Below are 21315 nucleotides of genomic sequence, written 5' to 3'. Positions count from 1 at the left end.
TTCACCGCAGGGGACCAATTGACGAAGCGCGCATTCATCACGGGCATCACCGGCCAGGACGGCTCGTATCTGGCGGAATTGCTGCTGAGCAAAGGCTACGAGGTCCACGGCCTGATTCGTCGGGCTTCGACATTCAACACGTCGAGGATCGATCACCTCTACGTCGACCCGCACGTGGTGGGTGCCAAGCTCTTCCTCCACTACGGAGACCTCAGCGACGGCGCTCGTCTGGTCAGCCTCCTCGGTGATCTAAAGCCGGACGAGGTCTACAACCTCGCTGCTCAGTCGCATGTCCGGGTCTCGTTCGACGAGCCGGAACACACGGGCGACACCACCGGCGTGGGCTCCATGCGAATGCTCGAAGCCGTTCGCATGTCCGGCATCCACACGCGCTTCTACCAGGCGTCGTCATCCGAGATGTTCGGTGCCACACCGCCCCCGCAGAACGAGGAGACGCCTTTCTATCCGCGTTCCCCTTACGGCGCCGCAAAGGTCTACAGCTACTGGGTGACGAAGAACTACCGCGAGGCCTATGGCATGTTCGCTGTCAACGGCATCCTCTTCAACCACGAGTCGCCACGACGTGGTGAGACATTCGTGACCCGGAAGATCACGCGCGCCGTCGCGGCCATCAAGGCCGGTCGACAAGAGAACGTCTACCTCGGCAACCTGGACTCGGTTCGGGACTGGGGTTACGCGGCGGAGTACGTCGAGGGCATGTGGCGGATGCTCCAGGTCGACGAGCCTGACGACTTCGTTCTCGCCACCGGGGGCAACTTCACGGTCAAGGACTTCCTCGAGACCGCGTTTTCGCATGCAGGGCTGAACTGGCAGGACCACGTCCTCTTCGACGAGAGATACCTCCGCCCCACCGAGGTGGATGCGCTCGTGGGAGACGCGTCCAAGGCCAAGGAAAAGCTCGGCTGGGAAGCCACCGTCGACACCGGAGAGCTCGCTCGCATCATGGTCGATGCCGACATCGAGGCTCTCGACCACGTCGGTCGCCCCTGGATCGACAAGGTGTCGCTCGAGAGCTGGGGAACGAAGTGACGCACGAACCGATCGCATTCGTGCCGTCGGCCCTCGACCGCGAGGCGACGTTCTACGTCGCTGGCCATCGCGGGCTGGTCGGCTCGGGCATCTGGCGCCTCCTCGAGGCCGAGGGCTTCTCGTCACTCGTCGGCCGGACGTCGTCGGAGCTCGACCTGAAGGACCGCTCGGCGGTGTTCGACTTCTTCCGGTCGACGAAACCGAGGTATGTCGTCCTCGCTGCCGCGAAGGTCGGCGGCATCCTGGCCAACGACACGTACCCTGCGGACTTCCTCACCGAGAACCTGCAGATCCAGCTCAACGTCATGGACGCAGCCCTCGAAGTGGGCGTCGAGCGGTTGCTCTTCCTGGGGTCGTCGTGCATCTATCCGAAGTTCGCGACTCAGCCCATCACCGAGGACTCGCTGCTCACCGGGCACCTCGAACCGACCAATGACGCCTACGCCGTCGCGAAGATCGCCGGCATCATGCAGGTCCAGGCCGTCCGTCGCCAACACGGGCTGCCGTGGATCTCAGCCATGCCCACCAACCTGTACGGGCCGGGTGACAATTTCTCCCCGAAGGGGTCACACGTCCTGCCGGCTCTCATCCGCCGGTACGACGAGGCCGCTCAGGCTGGCGACGAGAGTGTGACCAACTGGGGAACGGGCACTCCCCGCAGAGAGTTCTTGCACGTCGACGATCTCGCTGCCGCGACCTTGCATCTGCTCGAACACTTTGACGGCCCACAGCAGGTCAACGTCGGGACGGGCACGGACGTGAGCATCCGCGAGATCGCGGAGACCATCGCAGCAATCGTCGGATTCACGGGTCGGACGGACTGGGACGAGTCCAAGCCGGACGGGACTCCGCAGAAGCTCCTCGACGTGACCAAATTGTCACGAGCCGGCTGGACGTCGCAGATCTCTCTCGAGGACGGGCTTCGTTCCACCGTGGAGTGGTACCGGGCGAACCATGCCGTTCTCCGCACGTAGAACACGAGCAGGCGTGGAGAGCGCGTGAGCGACGACGGCGGCGTCCGCGCGCGCCCCTCTTCGCGAGCGACGTGGCGGGGGGCCCGTCGGGTTCTTCTCGTGCTGGCGATCGCAGTCGTCGTCTGTGCCGCATGGGTGGGCGTCCGGGGTTACCTCGCCAGTCAGCACCTTCAGAACGCGGTGGCGCTCGCTACAGAGGTGCGGAGCGGAATCACCGACGGGGGAGACTCGACGCTCCAGAGGGCGCACGATCTGCAGTCGGAGGTTCGAGCCGCCGAGGGCTTGACCGGCGACGTCGTCTGGCGTGGAGCCGAATACGTGCCCTTCGTCGGGGACGACCTTCGCGCCGTTCGTCAGGTGTCGGCAGTCCTGTCCACCGTGGCCGACGAGGCCGTGGTGCCCGTGGCCGAGGTGGCGAGCACGGTGGACGTCGAGTCGTTCAAGCCCGTCGACGGTGCACTCGACCTGCAGCCCCTCGTCGACGCGCAGCCTGCTGTCGATCGGGCAGACCGTACGCTGACGTCCCAGCTGGAGGTCTCCCAGGCCATCGACACGACCGGCACCGTGTCGCAGGTGACCGACGCGGTCGACCAGCTCGTTGACGTCTTGGGTGGTGCCAGCGCCCAGGTCGACGTCGTGGCCCGCGCGGTCGACCTGGCACCCGGAATGCTGGGGGCGGACGGCCCACGTGACTATCTCGTCCTGTTCCAGAACAACGCCGAGCTCCGCGCGACGGGCGGCATCCCCGGGGCCGTCGCCTTGCTCCGGGTCGAGGGCGGCAAGATCTCACTCGTCCAGCAGGCGTCGTCGGGTGACTTCCCCCGAGCGGACGCTCCGGTGCTGCCCTTGCCGGTCGAGACGCAGGGCCTCTACGGCGCCATCACGGGCCAGTACATCCAGGACGTCAACCTCACCCCGCAGTTCCCGCTCAGCGCGCAGCTGGCCCGCGAGATGTGGAAGCGGCAATTCGGCACCGAAGTCGACGGCGTGCTGTCGATCGACCCGGTCGCCCTCAGCTACCTCCTGACGGCCACCGGCCCCGTCACCCTGCCGACCGGTGACGTGCTGACCTCGGACAACGTCGTCTCGATCCTCCTCAGTACGGCCTACTCGCGATACTCCGACCCGACCCAGCAGGACGACTTCTTCGCCGGGGCCGCGGCAACGGTCTTCTCAAGCATCTCCTCGGGCAACCTCGACGCGTCGGCCCTGCTCGCCGGACTCGCGCGCGCGGGGGAGGAGCGCCGCCTCTACCTGTGGAGCGCTGACGACACCGAACAGAGCCGGATCGCCGAGACGACCCTGGCCGGCGAGCTGCCGACGAGCACGGCCCACCAGCCGAAGTTCGGCGTCTACTTCAACGACGGCACCGCCTCGAAGATGGACTACTACCTCGGTACCAAGATCTCGATCGGCCAGGCCGTGTGCCGGCAGGACGGCAGGCCCAGCTGGGTCGTCGACGTGACCCTGACCAACAACGCCCCGGCCGACGCGGCGACGTCACTGCCCGAGTACGTCACCGGAGGCGGTCAGCTCGGCACGCCGGCGGGTGACATCAGCACGAACGTGAGCATCTATGCCCCCAGTGCGGGGGTGTTCGTCGCGGCGGCCGAGGACGGTGCCGAGGTCGGGCTGCAGACGGCGTCGGACTCCGGACTGTCGGTCACCCAGTATCAAAAGACCCTCTCACCAGGACAAACGTCGACGATGCGTGTCGAGTTCCTCGGCGGCGACGCGGTGGGAAGCGCTAAGACGTCAATTCCCGGCATCGAATCGACCCCAACTGTTCACGGGACCGAAACACAATCCCTAAAAATCAACTGTGAATCGCGTCTAAGCTGAGGGAGCGTCCAGTTTCCGCAGGGGGAACTTGAAGAGGCGCCAACCAACGTCTCAGGGGATCACACATGAAGAAATTCGCAGCCACCGCTCTGCTCATCGTCGTCGGGCTGTTCGCCGTCCCGACCGCCGCCAGCGCCTACGCACCGTCCACCGACGTCACGGTCAGCGGCCGTGTCGCCCCGGGCCAGCCCGTCGCCGTCGCCTTCGCCGAAGGAACGTTCACCCCCGGTGAGACCGTCAGCGTCGCCGTGACCGGCGAAGGCCGCGTCACCCTCGCCGCCATCGAGACCGTCACCATCACCAAGGCGGCCACCGCCTCGGGTGCTGCGTCGGTCACCGTCACGCTGCCGGCCAACGCCCGCGGCACCTACTCGCTCACCGCGACCGGCCTCTCGTCGGGCCAGCTGGCCACCTCGGCTCTGACCGTCGTCGCAGCTGACGCGGGCAACGCCGCCGTCGGTGGCAACGACGGCCTGGCCTTCACCGGCTCGACCGTCCCCACCCTCGTCATCTGGGGTGCCGCCGGCGCCGTCCTGCTCGGCATCGCGCTCATGGTCGTCCTGACCCTGCAGCGTCGCGCGCGCAGCAACGCGTAACACCAGCTCTCACCACGAAGGCCCCGGGCATCAGCCCGGGGCCTTCGTGTGTGCGGAAGGTGTTCAGGTCGTGGGATGGGGCCGCGGCGAGAGGGTCGGAGCCACTGCTGCCCCAGCCGGATCGCTGCTCTCCTTGTGCTGCCCCGTTCGACAGCCCGCCACCGGCGGCGTCAGCGTCGAACGGCGGCCAGTCGGTGTACGACGTCGAGCACGACGACCCCGACCAAGGCCCCGATGACTGCTCCGGTCGCGTTGGCCAGCACGTCGTCGGCCGAGGCGAACCGGCCGGGCAGGAACACCAGCTGGCCGAGCTCGATCGTCGCACTGGCTACGAAGCCGGCCACCGCGCCCCACCACCAACGCTCCAGGCCGACGAGCAACACGACCACCACGCCCAGCGGCACGAACAGCGCGATGTTGGCCGAGAACTCGACCGTCGAGTAGTCCACCCACACCGGCACGCCGATCCCGTGCAGCACGTCCAGAGCGCGCTGCAGCGTCGGGCCGAAGCCCTCGTCGACGGGCCGGGCCGTGAACGCGATCGACGCCAGCACGAGGGCATAGACCACGGCGGCCGCGATCGCCCCCGCCCGCACCTTCCGTTCCGGGGTGCCGAGCGGGGTCGGCGTCCCGACGACGACCGCCGCACGCGCCACGAGCAGCCCGAGCGTCAGCCCGACCGCAGCCGCCCACAGCAGCGACGCGAGGCGTCCCCCCACCGCGCCCGCGCCTCCTGAGCTGAGAGACGCGTCAGCACTCGTCGTGATGGCCACGACAACGCTCGCCACGAGCACGGCGCCCGCCGCCAGGCCCCCTGCCGTGCCTCGATGACGCCGCGGCGCGGCCAGGGCGACCAGGGGCAGCACCGGCACGACGGCGGCGCTCACGGCCAGGGCCTGGACGAAGCCGCCCGACAGCGTCAGCAGCCCCACCGAGCGGGCCGCGCCCACGATCGTCGAGGCCGCCGCCCGGGCGAAGGTCGCGACCAGCGCCACGTCCGTCACGGCCCCGAGGGCGACGACCAGACAGGTCAGGTACACCGCGAGCACGACGGCCGCGGTGACGCGGCGGCGGCGGGCGGTCATCGCCCCACGCTAGCGGCCCGGCCCCGCACCTGAACGCTCGCTGTGATTCGCTCGCACCGCCCGACCCGGGCAATAGCCTGCGAGGGATCGGGCACGTCCCGTGCTCGCACGTGATCAAGGAGGATCACCATGGCAACGAATCACGCGGTCGCCTACAAGGGCCCCGGCCAGGTCGAGGTCATCGACGTCGACTACCCGACCTTCGAGCTGAAGGACGGCCCCGGCGTCAACCCGGCCAACGTCGGACGCAAGGTCAACCACGGCGCGATCCTGCGCACGGTCGCCACCAACATCTGCGGCTCCGACCAGCACATGGTCCGCGGCCGCACCACCGCCCCGACGAACCTCGTGCTCGGCCACGAGATCACCGGCGAGGTCGTCGAGGTCGGCCCCGACGTCGAGTTCATCAAGGTCGGCGACATCGTCTCGGTGCCGTTCAACATCGCCTGCGGCCGCTGCCGCAACTGCAAGGAGCGCAAGACCGGCATCTGCCTCAACGTCAACCCCGACCGTCCCGGCAGCGCCTACGGCTACGTCGACATGGGCGGCTGGGTCGGCGGCCAGGCCGAGTACGTGCTCGTGCCCTACGCCGACTGGAACCTCCTGAAGTTCCCCGACGCCGACCAGGCCATGGAGAAGATCCTCGACCTGGCGATGCTCTCCGACATCTTCCCGACCGGGTTCCACGGCGCCGTCACCGCCGGCGTCGAGGTCGGCTCGACCGTCTACGTCGCCGGAGCCGGCCCCGTCGGCCTCGCCGCCGCCACCGGAGCCCTGCTGCTCGGCGCCAGCGTCGTCATCGTCGGCGACATGAACGCCGACCGCCTCGCCCAGGCCCGCAGCTTCGGCTGCGAGACCGTCGACCTGACCAAGGGCGACCCCGCCGACCAGATCGACCAGATCCTCGGCGAACCCCTCGTCGACTGCGGCATCGACGCGGTCGGCTTCGAAGCCAAGGGGCACGGCGGCGGATCGGGCGACGAGGCACCCGCCACCGTGCTCAACTCGCTGATGGACATCACCGCGGCGGGCGGCGCCCTCGGCATCCCGGGGCTCTACGTCACCGGCGACCCGGGCGGAGTCGACGAGGCCGCCCAGAGGGGCTCGCTGTCGCTCAGCCTCGGCACCGGCTGGGCCAAGTCGCTGTCGTTCACCACCGGCCAGTGCCCGGTGATGAAGTACAACCGACAGCTGATGATGGCGATCCTCCACGACCGCACGAGCATCGCGAAGAACGTCCACGCCCAGGCGATCAGCCTCGCGGACGCCCCCCGCGGCTACGCCGAGTTCGACAAGGGCGCCGCCACGAAGTACGTCCTCAACCCGAACGACCTGATCAAGGCGGCCTAGCGGTCGTCGCCACCCGCGCCTCCTCGGCTCTCGGTCCCCTCGACCGACAGAGCCCAGGAGGCGCGGGTCGGCCCACCGGGCCACCCGCGTTCCGCAGCCACTCGCGTCGTTGCGTGCTGTGCAAGGTGTATGACGGAACGATCCCATGACGAAGACATCCGACACCCCTGCCTCCGGCGGCGCCGACGCCGCCCGCCCCGCCTCCGGCCACGGCCGCGCCGCCCGCTCCGACGAGGAACGCCAGAAGTGGCGCGCGTTCGCCGTGTGCGTCGGCGTCGCCGCCCTGACGATCCTCGACCTGTCGAAGGTCAACGTCGGCCTGCCCAGCATCGAGGCGTCGCTCGGTGCCGGACCCACCGCCCTGCAGCTGATCGTCGCCGGTTACGCGCTGGCGTTCGGCCTGTCGCTCGTGCCGTCCGGCCGTCTCGGCGACCTCAAGTCACGCCGCATGATGTTCGTCATCGGACTGACCTCGTTCACCGTCGCCAGCCTGCTCTGCGCCCTCGCGCCGACCATCGAGCTGCTCGTCGCCGCCCGCATCCTGCAGGGCGTCGCCGCCGGCATCCAGATGCCGCAGGTGCTCGGACTCATCCAGCAGCTCTTCCAGGGCAAGGAACGCGGCCGCGCCTTCGGCTTCTTCGGCGCCATCATCGGCGTCAGCACGGCGTTCGGCCCGACCCTCGGCGGCCTGCTCATCGCGATCGGCGGCCCGGAGGACGGCTGGCGCCTGCTGTTCTGGATGAACATCCCGCTCGGCCTGATCGCCATCTTCTTCGCCCTGAAGCTGCTGCCGAAGACCCGCACCGCCTCGAACGGCCACAACGAGCTCGACCTCTTCGGCATCGTGCTGCTCGGCCTGACGATCTTCACGCTCATGCTTCCGTTCGTGCTGACCACCGGCCAGGGCGACGACCCGCTGCGCTGGCTCTTCTTGATCGGCTTTGTCGCGTTCGGTGCCGCCTTCGTCTGGTGGGAGCAGCGCTACAAGGCCCGCGGCAAGTCACCGGTCGTGCACTTCAGCCTGTTCTCGCTCGCCTCGTACCGCAACGGCACCCTGATCGCCACGGTCTACTTCTGCGCCCTGCCGGCGACCTTCCTGCTGACGACGCTCTACCTGCAGCAGGGGCTCGGCCTCGAGCCCGTCTACGCCGGCATGGTCACCATCCCGTTCGCGCTGACCAGCGCCGTCGCCGCGTTCTACGGTGGACGCCTCGTCGACCGCTTCGGTCGCAGCCTGGTCGTGCTCGGGCTGATCCTGGTCGCGGTGGGCTTCGTCGCCCTGCTGCTCGCGGCCGTGCTCACCCCACGCGACATCACGCCGTACGCCATGGGCATCGGCATGCTGATCGCCGGCACGGGTGGTGGCTTCGTCATCTCGCCGAACCAGACGCTCACGCTGGCCGAGGTGCCCGTCGAGATGGGCGGCGTCGCCGGCTCGATGGGGCAGGTCGGTCAGCGCGCCGGCACGGCCATCGGCACGGCGGCCGCGGTCTCGACGTTCTACTCGGTCATCGCCGGGGCCGGGGGAGCGGAGGGCGCTGACCTCGACATCTACCACGAGGCCTACCGCAACGGGTTCTTCGTCACGATCGCCCTGGTGTCCGTGGCGCTCGTGCTCGGGCTGATGGACCTCCGCGCCCGCAAGAAGGGGCGCGTGGGCGACGGGGCCGAGGCTGCTGCTGCGTAGTCGGTGACCATCGTCGGCCGGTGACCATGGCCTCCTCGGTGACCCACGTCGTCGGGGTGACCCGCGCCTCCTGCGTGAGACGCGCCTCCTCGGTGAGACGCGCCTCCTGGGGTCGCGTGCCCCCGCAGGTCAGAGGCGCGCGAAGGCCTCGACGACGTAGCTCGTGACGTCGACCTGACGCGTGCCCGACAGGGCGATCGACGCGGGGTCGACCGAGCCGGCGGCGGTGCTGGCGGTGGCGGAGGCGGCGGGCGTGACGAACATGGTGGGCCTTTCGGTCGGCTGGTGAGGCGGTTGGCGGGGCCCGGCCGCCCGTCACAGGGAGACGGGCGGCGGAGCCCCTGGCGTCCCTGCCCGAGATGCTCGGTGCTCCTGTCGGAGCCGGTGACGTCGTGCGACCAGTCAAGCGGGCCGGGTGTTGCGTGAACATAAGCGCAGGGCTGAGTCGCCCTCCGTCGCAGGGATGAACCTCGGTTCAGGCAGGAGGCGCGGCCACGATCCCGAGGACGCTCTCGTGCAGCAGTCCGTTCGTCGCCAGCGCGGTGCCGTGCCAGGGCCCCGGCTGTCCGTCGGCGCTGGTGAAGCGTCCGCCGGCCTCCTCGACGACGACGGCCACGGCCGCCATGTCGTAGGGCTGCAGGTCGAACTCGCCCGCGATGTCGAGTGCGCCCTCGGCCACGAGCATGTACGACCAGAAGTCGCCGTACGCCCGCGTCCGCCAGACCTTGCCCGTCAGGTCGAGCAGCTGCGGCAGGCGTCCGGCGTCGATCCAGTACTCGAGCCCGTTGAAGCTCAACGAGGCGTCGGCCAGGTCGCGCACGCCCGACACCCGCAACGGCCCGTCGTGCTCGGTCGAGAACGCCCCGCCGCCCTGCGTCGCCCACCAGCGTCGCCCGAGCGTCGGAGCACTCACGACACCCACCACGGGCACCCCGTCCACGACGAGCGAGATCAGCGCCGCCCAGACCGGGACCCCGCGCAGGAAGTTCGCCGTGCCGTCGATCGGGTCGACCACCCACTGGCGGTGCGAGGGAGCGTCGTGGCCGTACTCCTCGCCGTAGAAGGTGTCGTCGGGGCGGGCGGAGGCGACCCGCTTACGGATCGCCCGCTCGACGGCCTGGTCGGCGTCGGTCACGTGCGACCGGTCGGGCTTGAGCGACACGTGCAGGTCGGCCGAGCGGTACCGCTCGGTGCTGATCGCGTCGGCCAGGTCGGCCAGCTCCAGCGCGAGCGCCAGGTCGTCCACCCACGGCGGGGTACTCGCCGGCTTCGTGACGGCGCTGCGCTCGTCGTTCGCTCCGGGATCGGCGCCCGAATCGGGTCCGACAGGGGACGAGGAGGCGCGGGTCGGCTCGGCAGCATCGGTCACCCCGTCAGCGTACCCAGCCCGCCCTGCTCGTCCGCGCGCCGCTCGCATGACCGGCCCGCGCCTCCTGCTCCCGGCACGGGCGGGCCCCGGACGTCATCGCACCGCGTTTCGTGCACGGCACCGCGACTAGTCCCGGTGCGCTGCACAAAACGCGGTGCGACGCAGCAGCGTTCTAGCCGAGCTCGTCGCTGCGGGCGTCGTCGGCAGCCGCGGCGAGGTCGCGCGCGCTCACGCCGCCCTTGGACGCGAGCAGCGACTGCAGCGACTCGAGCCGTTCGCGGCCGACGTCGCCGAGCTCGCCGGCTTCGATGCGGTCGACGATCTCCCAGTCGTGGGCCTCGGCCAGCGGGATGCCGTCGACCGGCTCGCCCTCGGCCGGGATCGCGTGCGCCGCGAACGACTTGAGGATGTTCTCGGGGTCGACGTGGCCCAGCCCGAACGACCGCACACCGGGGGTGTCGACGATCCAGCCGCCGGTCGGCACCTTGAACGACACCGTCGACGACGACGTGTGCCGTCCGCGCCCGGTGACCGCGTTGACCACGCCGACTTCGCGTCGCGACCCCGTCAGCGCGTTCACGAGGGTGGACTTGCCGACGCCCGAGTGACCGACCGTGACCGTGACGTGCCCGTCGAGGACGCCGCGCAGCTCGTCGAGCGCGGGGGAGACCTGCCCGCCGGGCGCGACCTCGTCGAACGAGGTCGACGTCGTCGTGACGATGCGCAGGTCGAAGCACGAGAAGTGCGCCGCGAACGGCGCCGGGTCGGCGAGGTCGGTCTTGGTGATGCAGAGGATCGGCTCGACCCCGGCGTCGAACGCCGCGACCATGTAGCGGTCGACCAGGCGGGGCCGGGGTTCGGGGTCGGCGGCCGCCACGACGATCAACATCTGGTCGGCGTTGGCGACGATGACGCGCTCGACGGCGTCGCTGTCGTCGGCACTGCGCCGCAGCAGGGTCGAGCGCTCCTGGACCTTGACGATGCGCGCGAGCGACCCCTCGGAGCCGCTCGTGTCGCCGACGACGCCGACGCGGTCGCCGGTCACGACGCTCTTCTTGCCGAGCTCACGCGCCCTGGCCGTCGTGATCTCGCGCTCGTCGGGGGTGCCGGCGTCCATCAGCACGCCGTAGCGGCCGCGGTCGACCGTCCAGACGACCCCCTCTTCGGCGTTCGCGTAGGCCGGACGCTGCTTGGTTCGCGGCTTGTTGCCCTTGGGGTTCGGGCGCACCCGCACCGAGCTCTCGTCGTACTCGCCGTACTCGCGCTCGTCGTCGGCGTCGTCGCCGTCGCTCCACCAGCTCATCGTGCCTCGCTCATCGTCGACCGTGCCTCGCTCGTTCCGTGCCGTGCCCCGTTCATCGTCGTCGGCCCGGCGCCTAGAGGAACCCGAGCAGGTCGATGTCGGCGGGGCTCTGACGGACGGTGCGGCCGAGCATCTCGTCCCACAGCTCGACGAACTGGGGCAGCGTCTTGGCGACGACGCGGACGTCGTCGAGCTCGACGCCCTCGACCGCCAGGCCGATGATCGCCGCAGCGGTCGCCATGCGGTGGTCCTCGTAGGTGCGCCACTGGCCCGCGTGCAGCGGGGACGGCTCGATGCGCAGGCCGTCCTCGAGTTCGGTCACCGCGCCTCCGAGGGCGTTGATCTCGGCCGCGAGGGCCGCGAGGCGGTCGGTCTCGTGACCGCGCAGGTGGCCGATGCCGGTGATCGTGCTGGGGCCCGAGGCGAGGGCGGCGAGGGCGACCAGCGCGGGGGCGAGCTCGCCTCCGCGGGACAGGTCGACGTCGACGCCGGGCAGCGAGCCGCCGCCGACGAGGCCCACGCCGCCGTCGACGGTGAGGGTGTCGCCGTCGAGCGTGACGGTCGCGCCCCAGAGCGGCAGCAGGTCGATCAGGTCGGCCCCGACCTGGGTCGTGTCGGCGGGCCAGTGCGCGATGGACACGGTGCCGCCCGCGACCAGGGCGGCCACGAGGAACGGTGCCGCGTTCGACAGGTCGGGCTCGATGACGACCTCGCGCCCCTCGATCGGCGTCGGCGGTACGATCCAGGTGCCGACGGCCGGCGACGCGACCTCGACCCCGCGCTGCGCGAGCGCGTCGATCGTCATCTCGATGTGCGGCAGGCTCGGCAGGCGTTCGCCGGTGTGGGTCAGGGTGAGGCCACGCTCGAAGCGGGCGGCCGAGAGCAACAGGCCCGAGACGAACTGGCTCGAGGCGGAGGCGTCGATCTCGACGTCGCCGCCCTCGACCTCGCCGGTGCCGTACAGGCTGAACGGCAGCGCACCTCGCCCGTCGTCGTTCACCTCGACGCCGAGGGCGCGCAGGGCGTCGATCGTCGTGCGCATCGGGCGCTTGCGGGCGCTGGCGTCGCCGTCGAACGTGACCGGGCCGAGGGCGAGTGCCGCGACCGGGGGCAGGAACCGCATGACCGTGCCGGCCAGGCCGCAGTCGATCGTCGCCCCGCCTTGCAGCTCGCCGGGTGTGACGACCAGGTCGGGCCCGAAGGGGGAGTCGTTGGGGAACTCGGTGACCGTCGTGCCCAACGCCTTGAGCGCCTCGATCATCAGCGCCGTGTCGCGCGAGTGCAGCGGCAGGCGCAGCGTCGAGGGTGACGACGCCAGCGCCGAGAGCACCAGTTCGCGGTTCGTCAGCGACTTCGACCCGGGCAGGGACGAGGAGGCGCGCAACGGTCCGGAGGCGGTGGGCGCCACCCAGCGCCCCTCGTCGACCTCGGGAACCCTTCCGTCGCCATAGGGGGAGAACTCGGGCCCGGAATACCTGTACACCTGCATCGGTTCACCACAGTAATGCAGCAAGAACCTGGAGGACCTGTGCCTGTCGCACTAGCACCGAGGGAAATCACCGTCGCCGAACTAGAATCGGCCTTGATGAGCACCCCCGAGGGCCACGAGCCCACACCGACCGTTGCCGCCGTCGAACCGACCGAGGCCGACGTCGACGCCGCCCTCGAGGCCGTCGACGCCGACGCCGAGAAGCGCGCCCTGTTCGAAGAGCAGGCGCTTCCGTTCATGGATCAGCTCTACGCCGCGGGCATGCGCATGACGCGCAACCCGGCCGACGCCAGCGACCTCGTCCAAGAGACGTTCGTCAAGGCCTACGCGGCGTTCGCGCAGTTCCAGCAGGGCACCAACCTGAAGGCCTGGCTCTACCGCATCCAGACCAACACGTTCATCAACACGTACCGCAAGAAGCAGCGCGACCCCTACCAGGGCACGATCGACGAGTTGGAAGACTGGCAGATGGGCGGCGCCGAGTCGGCGACCCGCGCCTCCGGCTCGACCCGCTCGGCCGAGGCCGAGGCGATCGACCACCTCCCCGACAGCGCCGTGAAGGACGCCCTGCAGAAGGTCCCCGAAGACTTCCGCATGGCCGTGTACTTCGCGGACGTCGAAGGCTTCTCGTACCAAGAGATCGCCGACATCATGAAGACCCCCGTGGGCACCGTGATGAGCCGCCTGCACCGCGGCCGTCGCCTGCTCCGTGAACTCCTCGCCGACTACGCACGCGATCGTGGCATCGCCGTCCCCGTCGGCTCGTCGAAGGGCGCAAAGAAATGACCGACTGTGGTTGCACCAAGGCCAAGGCCGAACTCGAGGACTACCTGCACAACGAGTTGTGCCGCGAGGACGCGGCCGACATCCGAGAGCACATGGCGAACTGCGGCGACTGCTCGGGTGAGCACAAGGTCGGCGTCGTGCTGACCGAAGCCGTCCAGCGTGCCTGCCGCGAGACGGCACCCGAAGACCTGCGCGCGACCGTCCTGGCACGGTTGCGCGAGCTGCAGTCGGCGCACCGCTAGCCGCGGCGGAGGTCGCAGCCGGGGCTCGTCGCGCATCCCGTTCGTCGACGGGGTGAGGGGCGCGGTCGACGCGACCCGCGCCTCCTCGACCGTCGTCGCCCACCGTCGTCGCGTCGGTCAGCGACCGGCGGCGTGGTGCGATGCGATGGACACCTCGTCCAGTTGTCGGTCGTAGACGCGCACCGTGTCGACGTCGCCCCGGAAGCTGTAGTCGGCCGGTTGGCCCGGCCACGGGTCGAGGGAGTCCCGGCCCACCCGCCACGAGCCGTCGTACGTCTTGGCGCCGCGGTTGTCGGCGCGGCCGGCCTGGTGGACGCCGTCGAGCCAGAGGTCGAGGGCCCCGGGGCGGAAGGTGCCGACCACGTGATGCCACTCGCCGTCGTCGACCCGGCTGCGGCTCGCGACCGTGAACCGGAAGTCGCTCGAGCCCTGCACGCCGAACGACACGAGACCCTGTGACGTGACGTAGAGCTGGCGGTCTTTGATCGAAGAGGCGGAGGCGTCGCTCGAACCGAAGCCGACGACGCGCCCGCCCGGCCGGTCGGTACGGAACCAGGCCTCGACCGAGAACGTCGACGGCGCTGCCTCGCGGGTCGTGGACACGACGCGTGCGTCGTCCGACCGGAGGTCGACCGACGGGTTCGCCTGGCACGAGCCGTCGTTCCGGACCGCCCCGCTCAGGGCCCGACCGTCCCGACCGTGCGCGCTGGCGTCATGATGGGCGTCCCCTCGCGGTCCGTCGAAGTCCCAGGCGAGGACGGGATCGTCGAGCAGCGGGCCCGTCATGCACGGGAAGAGCTCCGTCGAGGCGCGACCGTCCGATCCGGTGGCCCCCGAGAACGCCGCACCGCTGGGCACCGTGCCCATCAGGGAGGCGAGGACGAGCACCACTGCCGCGACGCCGGTCGGCGAGACCGACCGGGGCGCCGTCCCGATCGGCGGGGCGGTGGGCTCCCAGCGGGGTCGCCCGCAGCGGGGGCACGGTGCTTCGGACTTCGTCGGGTCGTCGAGACGCGCCAGCCCGGTGAGGACGCCGACCCCGACCACGAGCACGACGAGGGGGAGGAAATCGCCGCCCCTCAGCCACGTACCCGGCGCCCCCACCCAGGGCACCCGCAGGACGCCGACCCCGTGGACGGCCTCGGCGGCGACGAGCGAACTGTCGGGAGCCGCGTTGGCGTCGCCTCGCAGCCGGAGCCCGTCGGGTTCGTGGGAGACGAGACGATGGAGCCGCAGCCGGTCGGCGTGGTCGGGGTCGTCGACGAGCAGCACCTGGCCCGGTTTGACGTCGTCGCCGTCGATCGGGGCGGCGGCGACGACGTCACCGGTGCGGAGGCGTGGGGCCATCGAGTCGCTGGCGACGGTCGTGACGTGCCATCCGAGAGCGGCGGGCACGACGCACCACAGAGCGAGCAGGACGCCCAGCCGGAGGATGGTCCGCGCCGTGGTCGCGACGACGACCGGGCCGAGGTCACCGGAACAGCGACGGGTGCGCGGGGGCATCGGGGTCCTCTCTGTCTCGGTGCCGGGCGGGTGTCGGCGGCCGACGGGTGCGGGGTCAGTCGTTCTGCGCCTCCCAGACGAACGTCGTCGCGGCGCTCGCCTCCTGCACGGTGTTGGGCGCGGCGGGGTCGAGCTCGTAGCTGAAGCGGTACGTCGACGAGGTCGAGCCCGCGGGGACGTTCCACTGCCCCAGGCCGTCGGCGAACGAGGTGACCTCCATCAGGTCGGAGAGGCTGCCGTCATGGACGGGAGCGCCCTCGGCCTCGAAGGCGGAGCAGTCGTCGGTCACCGCGCCACGCTCGACGACGAGGTCGAGGTGGTCCGCGAGGGCGTCGGCGTCACTCGACTCGCCGGAGTAGAGCCGCACGGAGCTCGCGGCGCTGGTGTCGGTCGTGACCGTGATGCAGGTGGAACCCGAGTCGCCCGGCAGCAGGCCCGCGACGTCGAACAGGGCCTCGCCGGCGTCGTCGTCGCTGATGGCCACCTTGCCGCTGGCCCAGGCGTTGCCGGAGTTGTCGGTGCGGTCCGAGAACGCGGCGTACGAGCTGGTGCCGACGACGATGCCGCTCAGCACCACGGCGACGGGGAGTGCGAGGTGGGCGGTGAGACGGCGCGAACGCGGGGAGAGGTGCATGGCTGATCCTGTCTGTCATCGAGAAATGTTGCAGGTGAGATACTAAGTCTTCTTCAACAAAGAGACAAGTGTGGGTCCGCCGTCGCGTCCTATCCGGTCGTCACACGTCTCGCGCTGCGCTAGCGTCGTGGCATGACCGCACCGGTGCAGCCCCTCGGCATCCCGACGACCAGCGACCTGGACGACCTCGTGTCGTTGATCGGCCTGCTCGGCTACACGCTCGACTCCGACGTGCTCTCTGCTCGTCTGGCCCGCTTGACGGCCGACGCAGGTCACGAGACGTGGGTCGTGCGCGGTGACGACGGGCGCATCACGGCGGTCGCCGGCGGACACGTCGTGTGGGCGTACAACGACGACGCCCCGACCGCCGAGCTGCTGTTGCTCGTGGTGTCGGCCGAGGCTCGTCGCGACGGTGTCGGCTCGTACCTGCTCGGCCACTTCGAGTCGTGGGCCCGGGGCCACCAGGCACGCGTGCTCAACGCCGTCTCGGCAGCGGCCACCGACTCGGCCAACCGCTTCTACCGCAAGCGTGGCTACCACGAGGCCGGCGTCCGCTACTCGAAGCTCATCTGACCGCCGCGCCTTCTTGCCGCCCTGACGGCGGCGTCACCTTGGGCTGGAGCGGCCGTCCTCGGTCGGCAACTCAGGCCTCCTGGTGCGCTTCGGGCGTGAACATGCCCGGAGCGGCACGTGCTCCTGAGTTACCGCCCCTCGGCTGCCGCTGCCGCTGCCGCTGCCGGTGACGTCACAGGTCGCGGTCGCGGGGCGTGTGTCGCGGGTCCTGAGTCGGCAATTCCTGGCTGGTGTCGTCGTGCAGCGGTCTGAGCTGTGCTGAGCGCACAGGAGTCCTGAGTTGCCGACGGCGGGGCCGGGCCCGAGTTCGGCTCGGACTGCCGGTGCCGGGGGCGACGTCGAGGCCGGTGTGAACGGGCGCTTGTCGGCAACTCAGGAGAACGGTTGCGAACAGCGCGGCTGACGCACCGCGAGGCGACAGGAGTCCTGAGTTGCCGACAGCGGGGCCGTCCGAGCAGGAGCCTTTCTCCTCAGTTCCCGCCCCTCCACGGTCCCTGAAGTCACTGGTCGTGTGTCGCGGGTCTCGAGTCGGCAATTCCTGGCTGGTGTCGTCGTGCAGCGGTCCGAGCGGTGCTGGGCCCGCAGGAGTCCTGAGTTGCCGACTGCGGGCCGGGGCCGGGGCCGGGGCCGAGTTCGGAGCCGAGGTCGGCATGGATGCGGGTGTGGACGGGCGCCTGTCGGCAACTCAGGAGGACGGTCGCGGATCGGCGGGCTGGCGCGGGGCGAGGCGACAAGAGTCCTGAGTTGCCGTCGGCGGGGCCGGGCCCCGAGTTCGGCCCGGACTGCTGGCGCCGGGGCCGACGTCAAAGCGGGTGTGGACGGGCGCGTGTCGGCAACTCAGGAGAACGGTCGCGGATCGGCGGGCTGGCGCGCGGCGAGGCGACAAGAGTCCTGAGTTGCCGACGGCGGGGCCGGGGCCGGATGCTGGGCTGGGCAGGGGGCCGGGCCGGCCTGGGCGGGGGAGAGCGGCGCAGAAGGACGTGGCCGCGCCTCCGGCGGGAGGCGCGGCCACGGCCGTGCGGGCGGGGGCCGTCTACAGGTCGAGCGCCTCGGCGATCAAGGCCGCCTGTTGCACCGCGCTCGCCTTGTTCGACCCGGCGGCCGGCGAGGCCGACGCAGGACGCGACGCGACGCGGATCTGTCGGTCGAGGTGCTTCTGCAGCTCGAGAACGACGAACGGCCAGGCTCCCTGGTTCTCGGGCTCTTCTTGCGCCCAGACGAGCTCGGCGGACGGGTAGCGGTCGAGCACGCGACGGATCTCGTCGAGCGGCAGCGGGTAGAGCTGCTCGAGGCGGACGAGCGCGACGTCGTTCTGGACGCCCCGCTTGTCGAGCTCGGTCGAGAGGTCGTAGTGGATCTTGCCGCTGTGCAGCACGACGCGCTTCGTCGACTCGGGCTCGGACACCCGGGTGCAGTCGAGCACCGGCTCGAAGCGCCCCGAGGTGAACGCGTCGACCCCGCTGGTCGCTCCGCGCAGCCGCAGCATGGCCTTCGGCGTGAAGACCACGAGCGGACGACGCGGGCGGGCGTAGGCCTGACGGCGCAGCAGGTGGAAGTACGACGCAGGCGTCGACGGCCGGGCGATCGTCATGTTGTCCTCGGCGCAGAGCTGCAGGAAGCGCTCCATGCGGGCGGACGAGTGGTCGGGGCCCTGGCCCTCGTAGCCGTGCGGCAGCAGCAGCACGACGCTCGAGCGCTGGCCCCACTTCTGCTCGGCCGACGAGATGAACTCGTCGATGACCGTCTGGGCGCCGTTGCTGAAGTCGCCGAACTGGGCTTCCCACAGCACGAGCGCGTCGGCCCGTTCGACCGAGTAGCCGTACTCGAAGGCCATCGCCGCGTACTCGCTGAGCAGCGAGTCGTAGATCCAGAGCTTCGCCTGGTTGTCGGCGATGTTCTGCAGCGGCAGCCACTCCTGGCCGTTCTCGCGGTCGTGCAGCACCGAGTGCCGCTGCACGAAGGTGCCACGACGGCTGTCCTGACCTGCGAGGCGCACGGGCGTGCCCTCGGTCAGCAGCGAGCCGAAGGCGAGCAGTTCGGCGAAGGCCCAGTCGATGCCGCCGTTGCGGCTCATGTCGACGCGCTTCTTGAGCAGCTGCTGCAGCTTGGGGTGGACCGAGAACCCGGCCGGCGGGTTGTCGTGTGCGTCCCCGATGTCGTGCACGAGCTCGAGCGAGACCCCCGTGGTCTCGGGCTCGCCCCGGGCGTCGTCCTGCTGGGCCACGGGCCGCTCGAGGTCGGCGACGTCGCCGTCGTCGCTCGTGACGACCGGGATCGACCCGGTCTGCGCGGCGTGCGTCTCGGCGAAGGCGCGCTCGAGGCGCTCCTGGAAGTCGCGGTGGGCACCGTCGTACTCGTCTTGCGTGATGTCGCCGCGGCCGACGAGGGCCTCGGTGTACAACGTGCGCACCGAACGCTTCTGCTCGATGAGGTTGTACATCAGCGGCTGGGTCATCGAGGGGTCGTCGCCCTCGTTGTGGCCGCGTCGGCGGTAGCACACGAGGTCGATGACGATGTCGCGCTTGAACTGCTGACGGTACGAGAACGCCAGCTCGGCGACGCGGGCCACGGCCTCGGGGTCGTCACCGTTCACGTGGAAGATCGGCGCCTGGATCGTCTTGGCGACGTCGGTGGAGTACACCGACGTGCGCGACTCGGACGGCGGCGTCGTGAAGCCCACCTGGTTGTTGATCACGATGTGGATGGTGCCGCCCACGCGGTAGCCGCGCAGCTGCGACATCTGCAGCGTCTCGACCACGACGCCCTGACCGGCCATGGCCGCGTCGCCGTGGATCAGGATCGGCAGCGTGCTGAAGGCACCGGGCGTGCCCCGGTCTTGCTTGGCGCGCACGATGCCCTCGAGCACGCCGTCGCCGGCCTCGAGGTGCGACGGGTTCGCGGCGAGGTACACGGGGATGGTCTCGCCGACCGCACTCGTGAACTCGCCCTCGGTGCCGAGGTGGTACTTGACGTCGCCAGAGCCCTGGACGGTCTTGGGGTCTTGCGTCCCCTCGAACTCGCGGAAGATCTGGCCGTAGGTCTTGCCGGCGATGTTCGTCAGCACGTTGAGGCGGCCACGGTGGGCCATGCCGATCGCGACCTCGTCGAGGCCCTCGCGGGCGGCGTGCTGCATGACGGTGTCGAGCAGCGAGATGGTGGACTCGCCGCCCTCGAGGCTGAAGCGCTTCTGGCCGACGTACTTCGTCTGCAGGAAGGTCTCGAAGGCCTCGGCCTCGTTGAGCTTGGCGAGGATGCGCATCTGCTCGTCGTGCGAGGGCTTGGTGTACGGCACCTCGAGGTGGTCCTGGATCCACTTGCGCTGTGCCGGGTCCTGGATGTGCATGTACTCGACGCCGATGGTGCGGCAGTACGAGTCGCGCAGGATGCCGAGGATGTCGCGGAGCAGGGCGTGGGTGCGGCCGCCCAGGCCGCCGGTGACGAACTCGCGGTCGAGGTCCCAGAAGGTGAGTCCGTGGCTCTCGATCGCCAGGTCGGGGTGCGTGCGCTGGCGGTACTCGAGCGGGTCGATGTCGGCCATCAGGTGGCCGCGCACGCGGTAGCTGTTGATCAGCTCTTGGACGCGGGCCGTCTTGCTGACGCGCTCGGCCAGGTTGACGTTGATGTCGGCGTTCCAGTGGATCGGCTCGTACGGGATGCGCAGCGCCGCGAAGATGTCCTCGTAGAAGCCGCGCTGCCCGATCAGCAGCTCGTGGACCTTCTTGAGGAACTCGCCCGAGCCCGCCCCCTGGATCACCCGGTGGTCGTAGGTGCTGGTCAGCGTGATGGTCTTGCCGATGCCCAGCTCGACGAGCGTCTTCGAGGCCGAGCCCTGGAACTCGGCCGGGTAGTCGAGCGCGCCGGCGCCGATGATGGCCCCCGCGCCCTTCATCAGGCGGGGCACGCTGTGCACGGTGCCGATGCCGCCGGGGTTGGTCAGCGAGATCGTGTTGCCCTGGAAGTCGGCGGCGGCGAGCTTGTTGTCGCGGGCCCGCTTGACGATGTCCTCGTAGGCGGTGAGGAACTCGCCGAAGTGCATCTCTTCGGCCTTCTTGATGCCGGGCACGAGCAGGGCGCGGGTGCCGTCGGGCTTCGGGATGTCGATGGCGAGGCCGAGGTTGACGTGCGCGGGGGTGACCACCGACGGCTTGCCGTCGACCTCGTCGTAGAAGACGTTCTGGCTGGGGAACTCTTTCAGCGCCTGGACGAGCGCCCAGCCGATGAGGTGCGTGAACGAGACCTTGCCGCCGCGGGCGCGCTTGAGGTGGTTGTTGATGACGATGCGGTTGTCGATCATCAGCTTCGCCGGGATCGTGCGGACGCTCGTCGCGGTGGGCACGGTGAGGCTGGCGTCCATGTTCGTGGCGAGCGACTTGGCCATGCCGCGCAGCGGCGAGACGACGTTCTCGGCCTCGGGCGTGGGCTGCTCGCCGGGACTCGCGGGCTTCGCCTTGGCCTTGTCGGGCACCTGGGCCGGGATCGGCTTCGCCGCCGGCTCGACCGAGGTCGTGCGGGCGGCGGCCTTCTGGCCGGCGGCTGCAGCGGCCGCGGGTGCCGGGGCATCGGCTGCCGGCGCGGCAGCAGACGACGCAGGAGGCGCGGCTGCGGTCTCGACGGACGGTGCGGCCGGCGACGTGGGGGCGGACCCGCCCTCGGGCGGCGTGTAGGCCTCGAGGATCGGCCACCACGACTCGTCGACCGAGTTCTTGTCGACCACCCACTGCTCGTAGAGCTCGTCGACGAGCCACTCGTTGGCCCCGAACTCGGCTGCAGCGCCGTCGTCAGTTGTACCGGTCACGTGGCTTGACACAGCCGATCGCCCACTCTCCGTTGAT

Annotated in this window: 17 protein-coding genes; 9 read left to right on the top strand and 8 right to left on the bottom strand. The window is 70.2% G+C overall.

From position 1 onward, the window contains the following. The first annotated feature begins 18 nt into the window (after positions 1–18). From gmd to AC1MBW_RS00710, 4 genes are all read left to right on the top strand, one after another. Positions 19–1050 carry a GDP-mannose 4,6-dehydratase gene (gmd, locus tag AC1MBW_RS00725; RefSeq protein ID WP_480025125.1) on the top strand — a complete coding sequence of 344 codons (1032 nt, stop codon included), beginning with the start codon at positions 19–21 and terminating at the stop codon, positions 1048–1050. Continuing rightward, complete coding sequence (locus tag AC1MBW_RS00720) at positions 1047–2024, top strand: GDP-L-fucose synthase family protein (RefSeq protein ID WP_480025124.1); 978 nt, start codon at positions 1047–1049, stop codon at positions 2022–2024. Before gmd ends, AC1MBW_RS00720 begins: the two co-directional genes overlap by 4 nt. A 282-nt stretch (positions 2025–2306) precedes the next feature. Further along, a complete protein-coding gene (locus tag AC1MBW_RS00715) occupies positions 2307–3866 on the top strand; it encodes a DUF4012 domain-containing protein (protein WP_480025123.1) in 1560 nt (519 codons plus the stop codon). A gap of 65 nt (positions 3867–3931) precedes the next feature. Further along, on the top strand, positions 3932–4462 hold the full coding sequence (locus AC1MBW_RS00710) for a hypothetical protein (RefSeq protein ID WP_054147202.1): 531 nt from the start codon (positions 3932–3934) through the stop codon (positions 4460–4462). 170 nt (positions 4463–4632) lie between these two features. Here AC1MBW_RS00710 and AC1MBW_RS00705 read toward each other — a convergent pair whose 3' ends face one another. After that, a complete protein-coding gene (locus tag AC1MBW_RS00705) occupies positions 4633–5547 on the bottom strand; it encodes a VanZ family protein (RefSeq protein ID WP_480025122.1) in 915 nt (304 codons plus the stop codon). A gap of 129 nt (positions 5548–5676) precedes the next feature. On the opposite strand from AC1MBW_RS00705, the gene fdhA reads away from it, so the two are divergent. Beyond that, entirely contained in the window at positions 5677–6897 is a 1221-nt protein-coding gene (fdhA, locus tag AC1MBW_RS00700; RefSeq protein ID WP_480025121.1) for a formaldehyde dehydrogenase, glutathione-independent, read from the top strand. Between the two features lie 145 nt (positions 6898–7042). Beyond that, positions 7043–8584 (top strand): MFS transporter, encoded by a 1542-nt coding sequence (locus AC1MBW_RS00695; RefSeq protein ID WP_480025120.1) that lies wholly within the window; start codon positions 7043–7045, stop codon positions 8582–8584. Positions 8585–8713: 129 nt separating this feature from the next. Here the strand turns inward: AC1MBW_RS00695 and AC1MBW_RS00690 are convergent, their stop codons facing one another. From AC1MBW_RS00690 to aroA, 4 genes are all read right to left on the bottom strand, one after another. Continuing rightward, on the bottom strand, positions 8714–8848 hold the full coding sequence (locus AC1MBW_RS00690) for a hypothetical protein (RefSeq protein ID WP_480025119.1): 135 nt from the start codon (positions 8846–8848) through the stop codon (positions 8714–8716). Positions 8849–9059: 211 nt separating this feature from the next. Beyond that, complete coding sequence (locus tag AC1MBW_RS00685; RefSeq protein WP_480026131.1) at positions 9060–9830, bottom strand: inositol monophosphatase family protein; 771 nt, start codon at positions 9828–9830, stop codon at positions 9060–9062. 295 nt (positions 9831–10125) lie between these two features. After that, positions 10126–11256 carry a ribosome small subunit-dependent GTPase A gene (gene rsgA, locus AC1MBW_RS00680; protein ID WP_480025118.1) on the bottom strand — a complete coding sequence of 377 codons (1131 nt, stop codon included), beginning with the start codon at positions 11254–11256 and terminating at the stop codon, positions 10126–10128. A 73-nt stretch (positions 11257–11329) separates the two neighbouring features. Beyond that, complete coding sequence (gene aroA, locus AC1MBW_RS00675; protein ID WP_480025117.1) at positions 11330–12745, bottom strand: 3-phosphoshikimate 1-carboxyvinyltransferase; 1416 nt, start codon at positions 12743–12745, stop codon at positions 11330–11332. Between the two features lie 96 nt (positions 12746–12841). Between aroA and AC1MBW_RS00670 the strand changes: the two genes are divergently transcribed. Next, positions 12842–13531 (top strand): sigma-70 family RNA polymerase sigma factor, encoded by a 690-nt coding sequence (locus tag AC1MBW_RS00670; protein WP_054147199.1) that lies wholly within the window; start codon positions 12842–12844, stop codon positions 13529–13531. Continuing rightward, a complete protein-coding gene (locus AC1MBW_RS00665) occupies positions 13528–13773 on the top strand; it encodes a zf-HC2 domain-containing protein (RefSeq protein WP_043593711.1) in 246 nt (81 codons plus the stop codon). Before AC1MBW_RS00670 ends, AC1MBW_RS00665 begins: the two co-directional genes overlap by 4 nt. 117 nt (positions 13774–13890) lie before the next feature. Here the strand turns inward: AC1MBW_RS00665 and AC1MBW_RS00660 are convergent, their stop codons facing one another. Both AC1MBW_RS00660 and AC1MBW_RS00655 read right to left on the bottom strand, forming a co-directional pair. Beyond that, on the bottom strand, positions 13891–15276 hold the full coding sequence (locus AC1MBW_RS00660; RefSeq protein WP_480025116.1) for a LamG-like jellyroll fold domain-containing protein: 1386 nt from the start codon (positions 15274–15276) through the stop codon (positions 13891–13893). A 55-nt stretch (positions 15277–15331) separates the two neighbouring features. Next, a complete protein-coding gene (locus AC1MBW_RS00655) occupies positions 15332–15910 on the bottom strand; it encodes a hypothetical protein (RefSeq protein WP_480025115.1) in 579 nt (192 codons plus the stop codon). 132 nt (positions 15911–16042) lie between these two features. Here AC1MBW_RS00655 and AC1MBW_RS00650 point away from each other — a divergent pair, with 132 nt between their 5' ends. After that, complete coding sequence (locus tag AC1MBW_RS00650; protein WP_480025114.1) at positions 16043–16483, top strand: GNAT family N-acetyltransferase; 441 nt, start codon at positions 16043–16045, stop codon at positions 16481–16483. 1033 nt (positions 16484–17516) lie between these two features. Here AC1MBW_RS00650 and AC1MBW_RS00645 read toward each other — a convergent pair. Then, positions 17517–21290 carry a multifunctional oxoglutarate decarboxylase/oxoglutarate dehydrogenase thiamine pyrophosphate-binding subunit/dihydrolipoyllysine-residue succinyltransferase subunit gene (locus AC1MBW_RS00645; protein ID WP_480025113.1) on the bottom strand — a complete coding sequence of 1258 codons (3774 nt, stop codon included), beginning with the start codon at positions 21288–21290 and terminating at the stop codon, positions 17517–17519. Positions 21291–21315 lie beyond the last annotated feature (25 nt).

The sequence above is a fragment of the Frigoribacterium sp. AP1 genome, from assembly GCF_056680555.1.
Note: the sequence above shows the minus strand (reverse complement) of the source record. Positions and strands in the feature narration are given on the sequence as shown.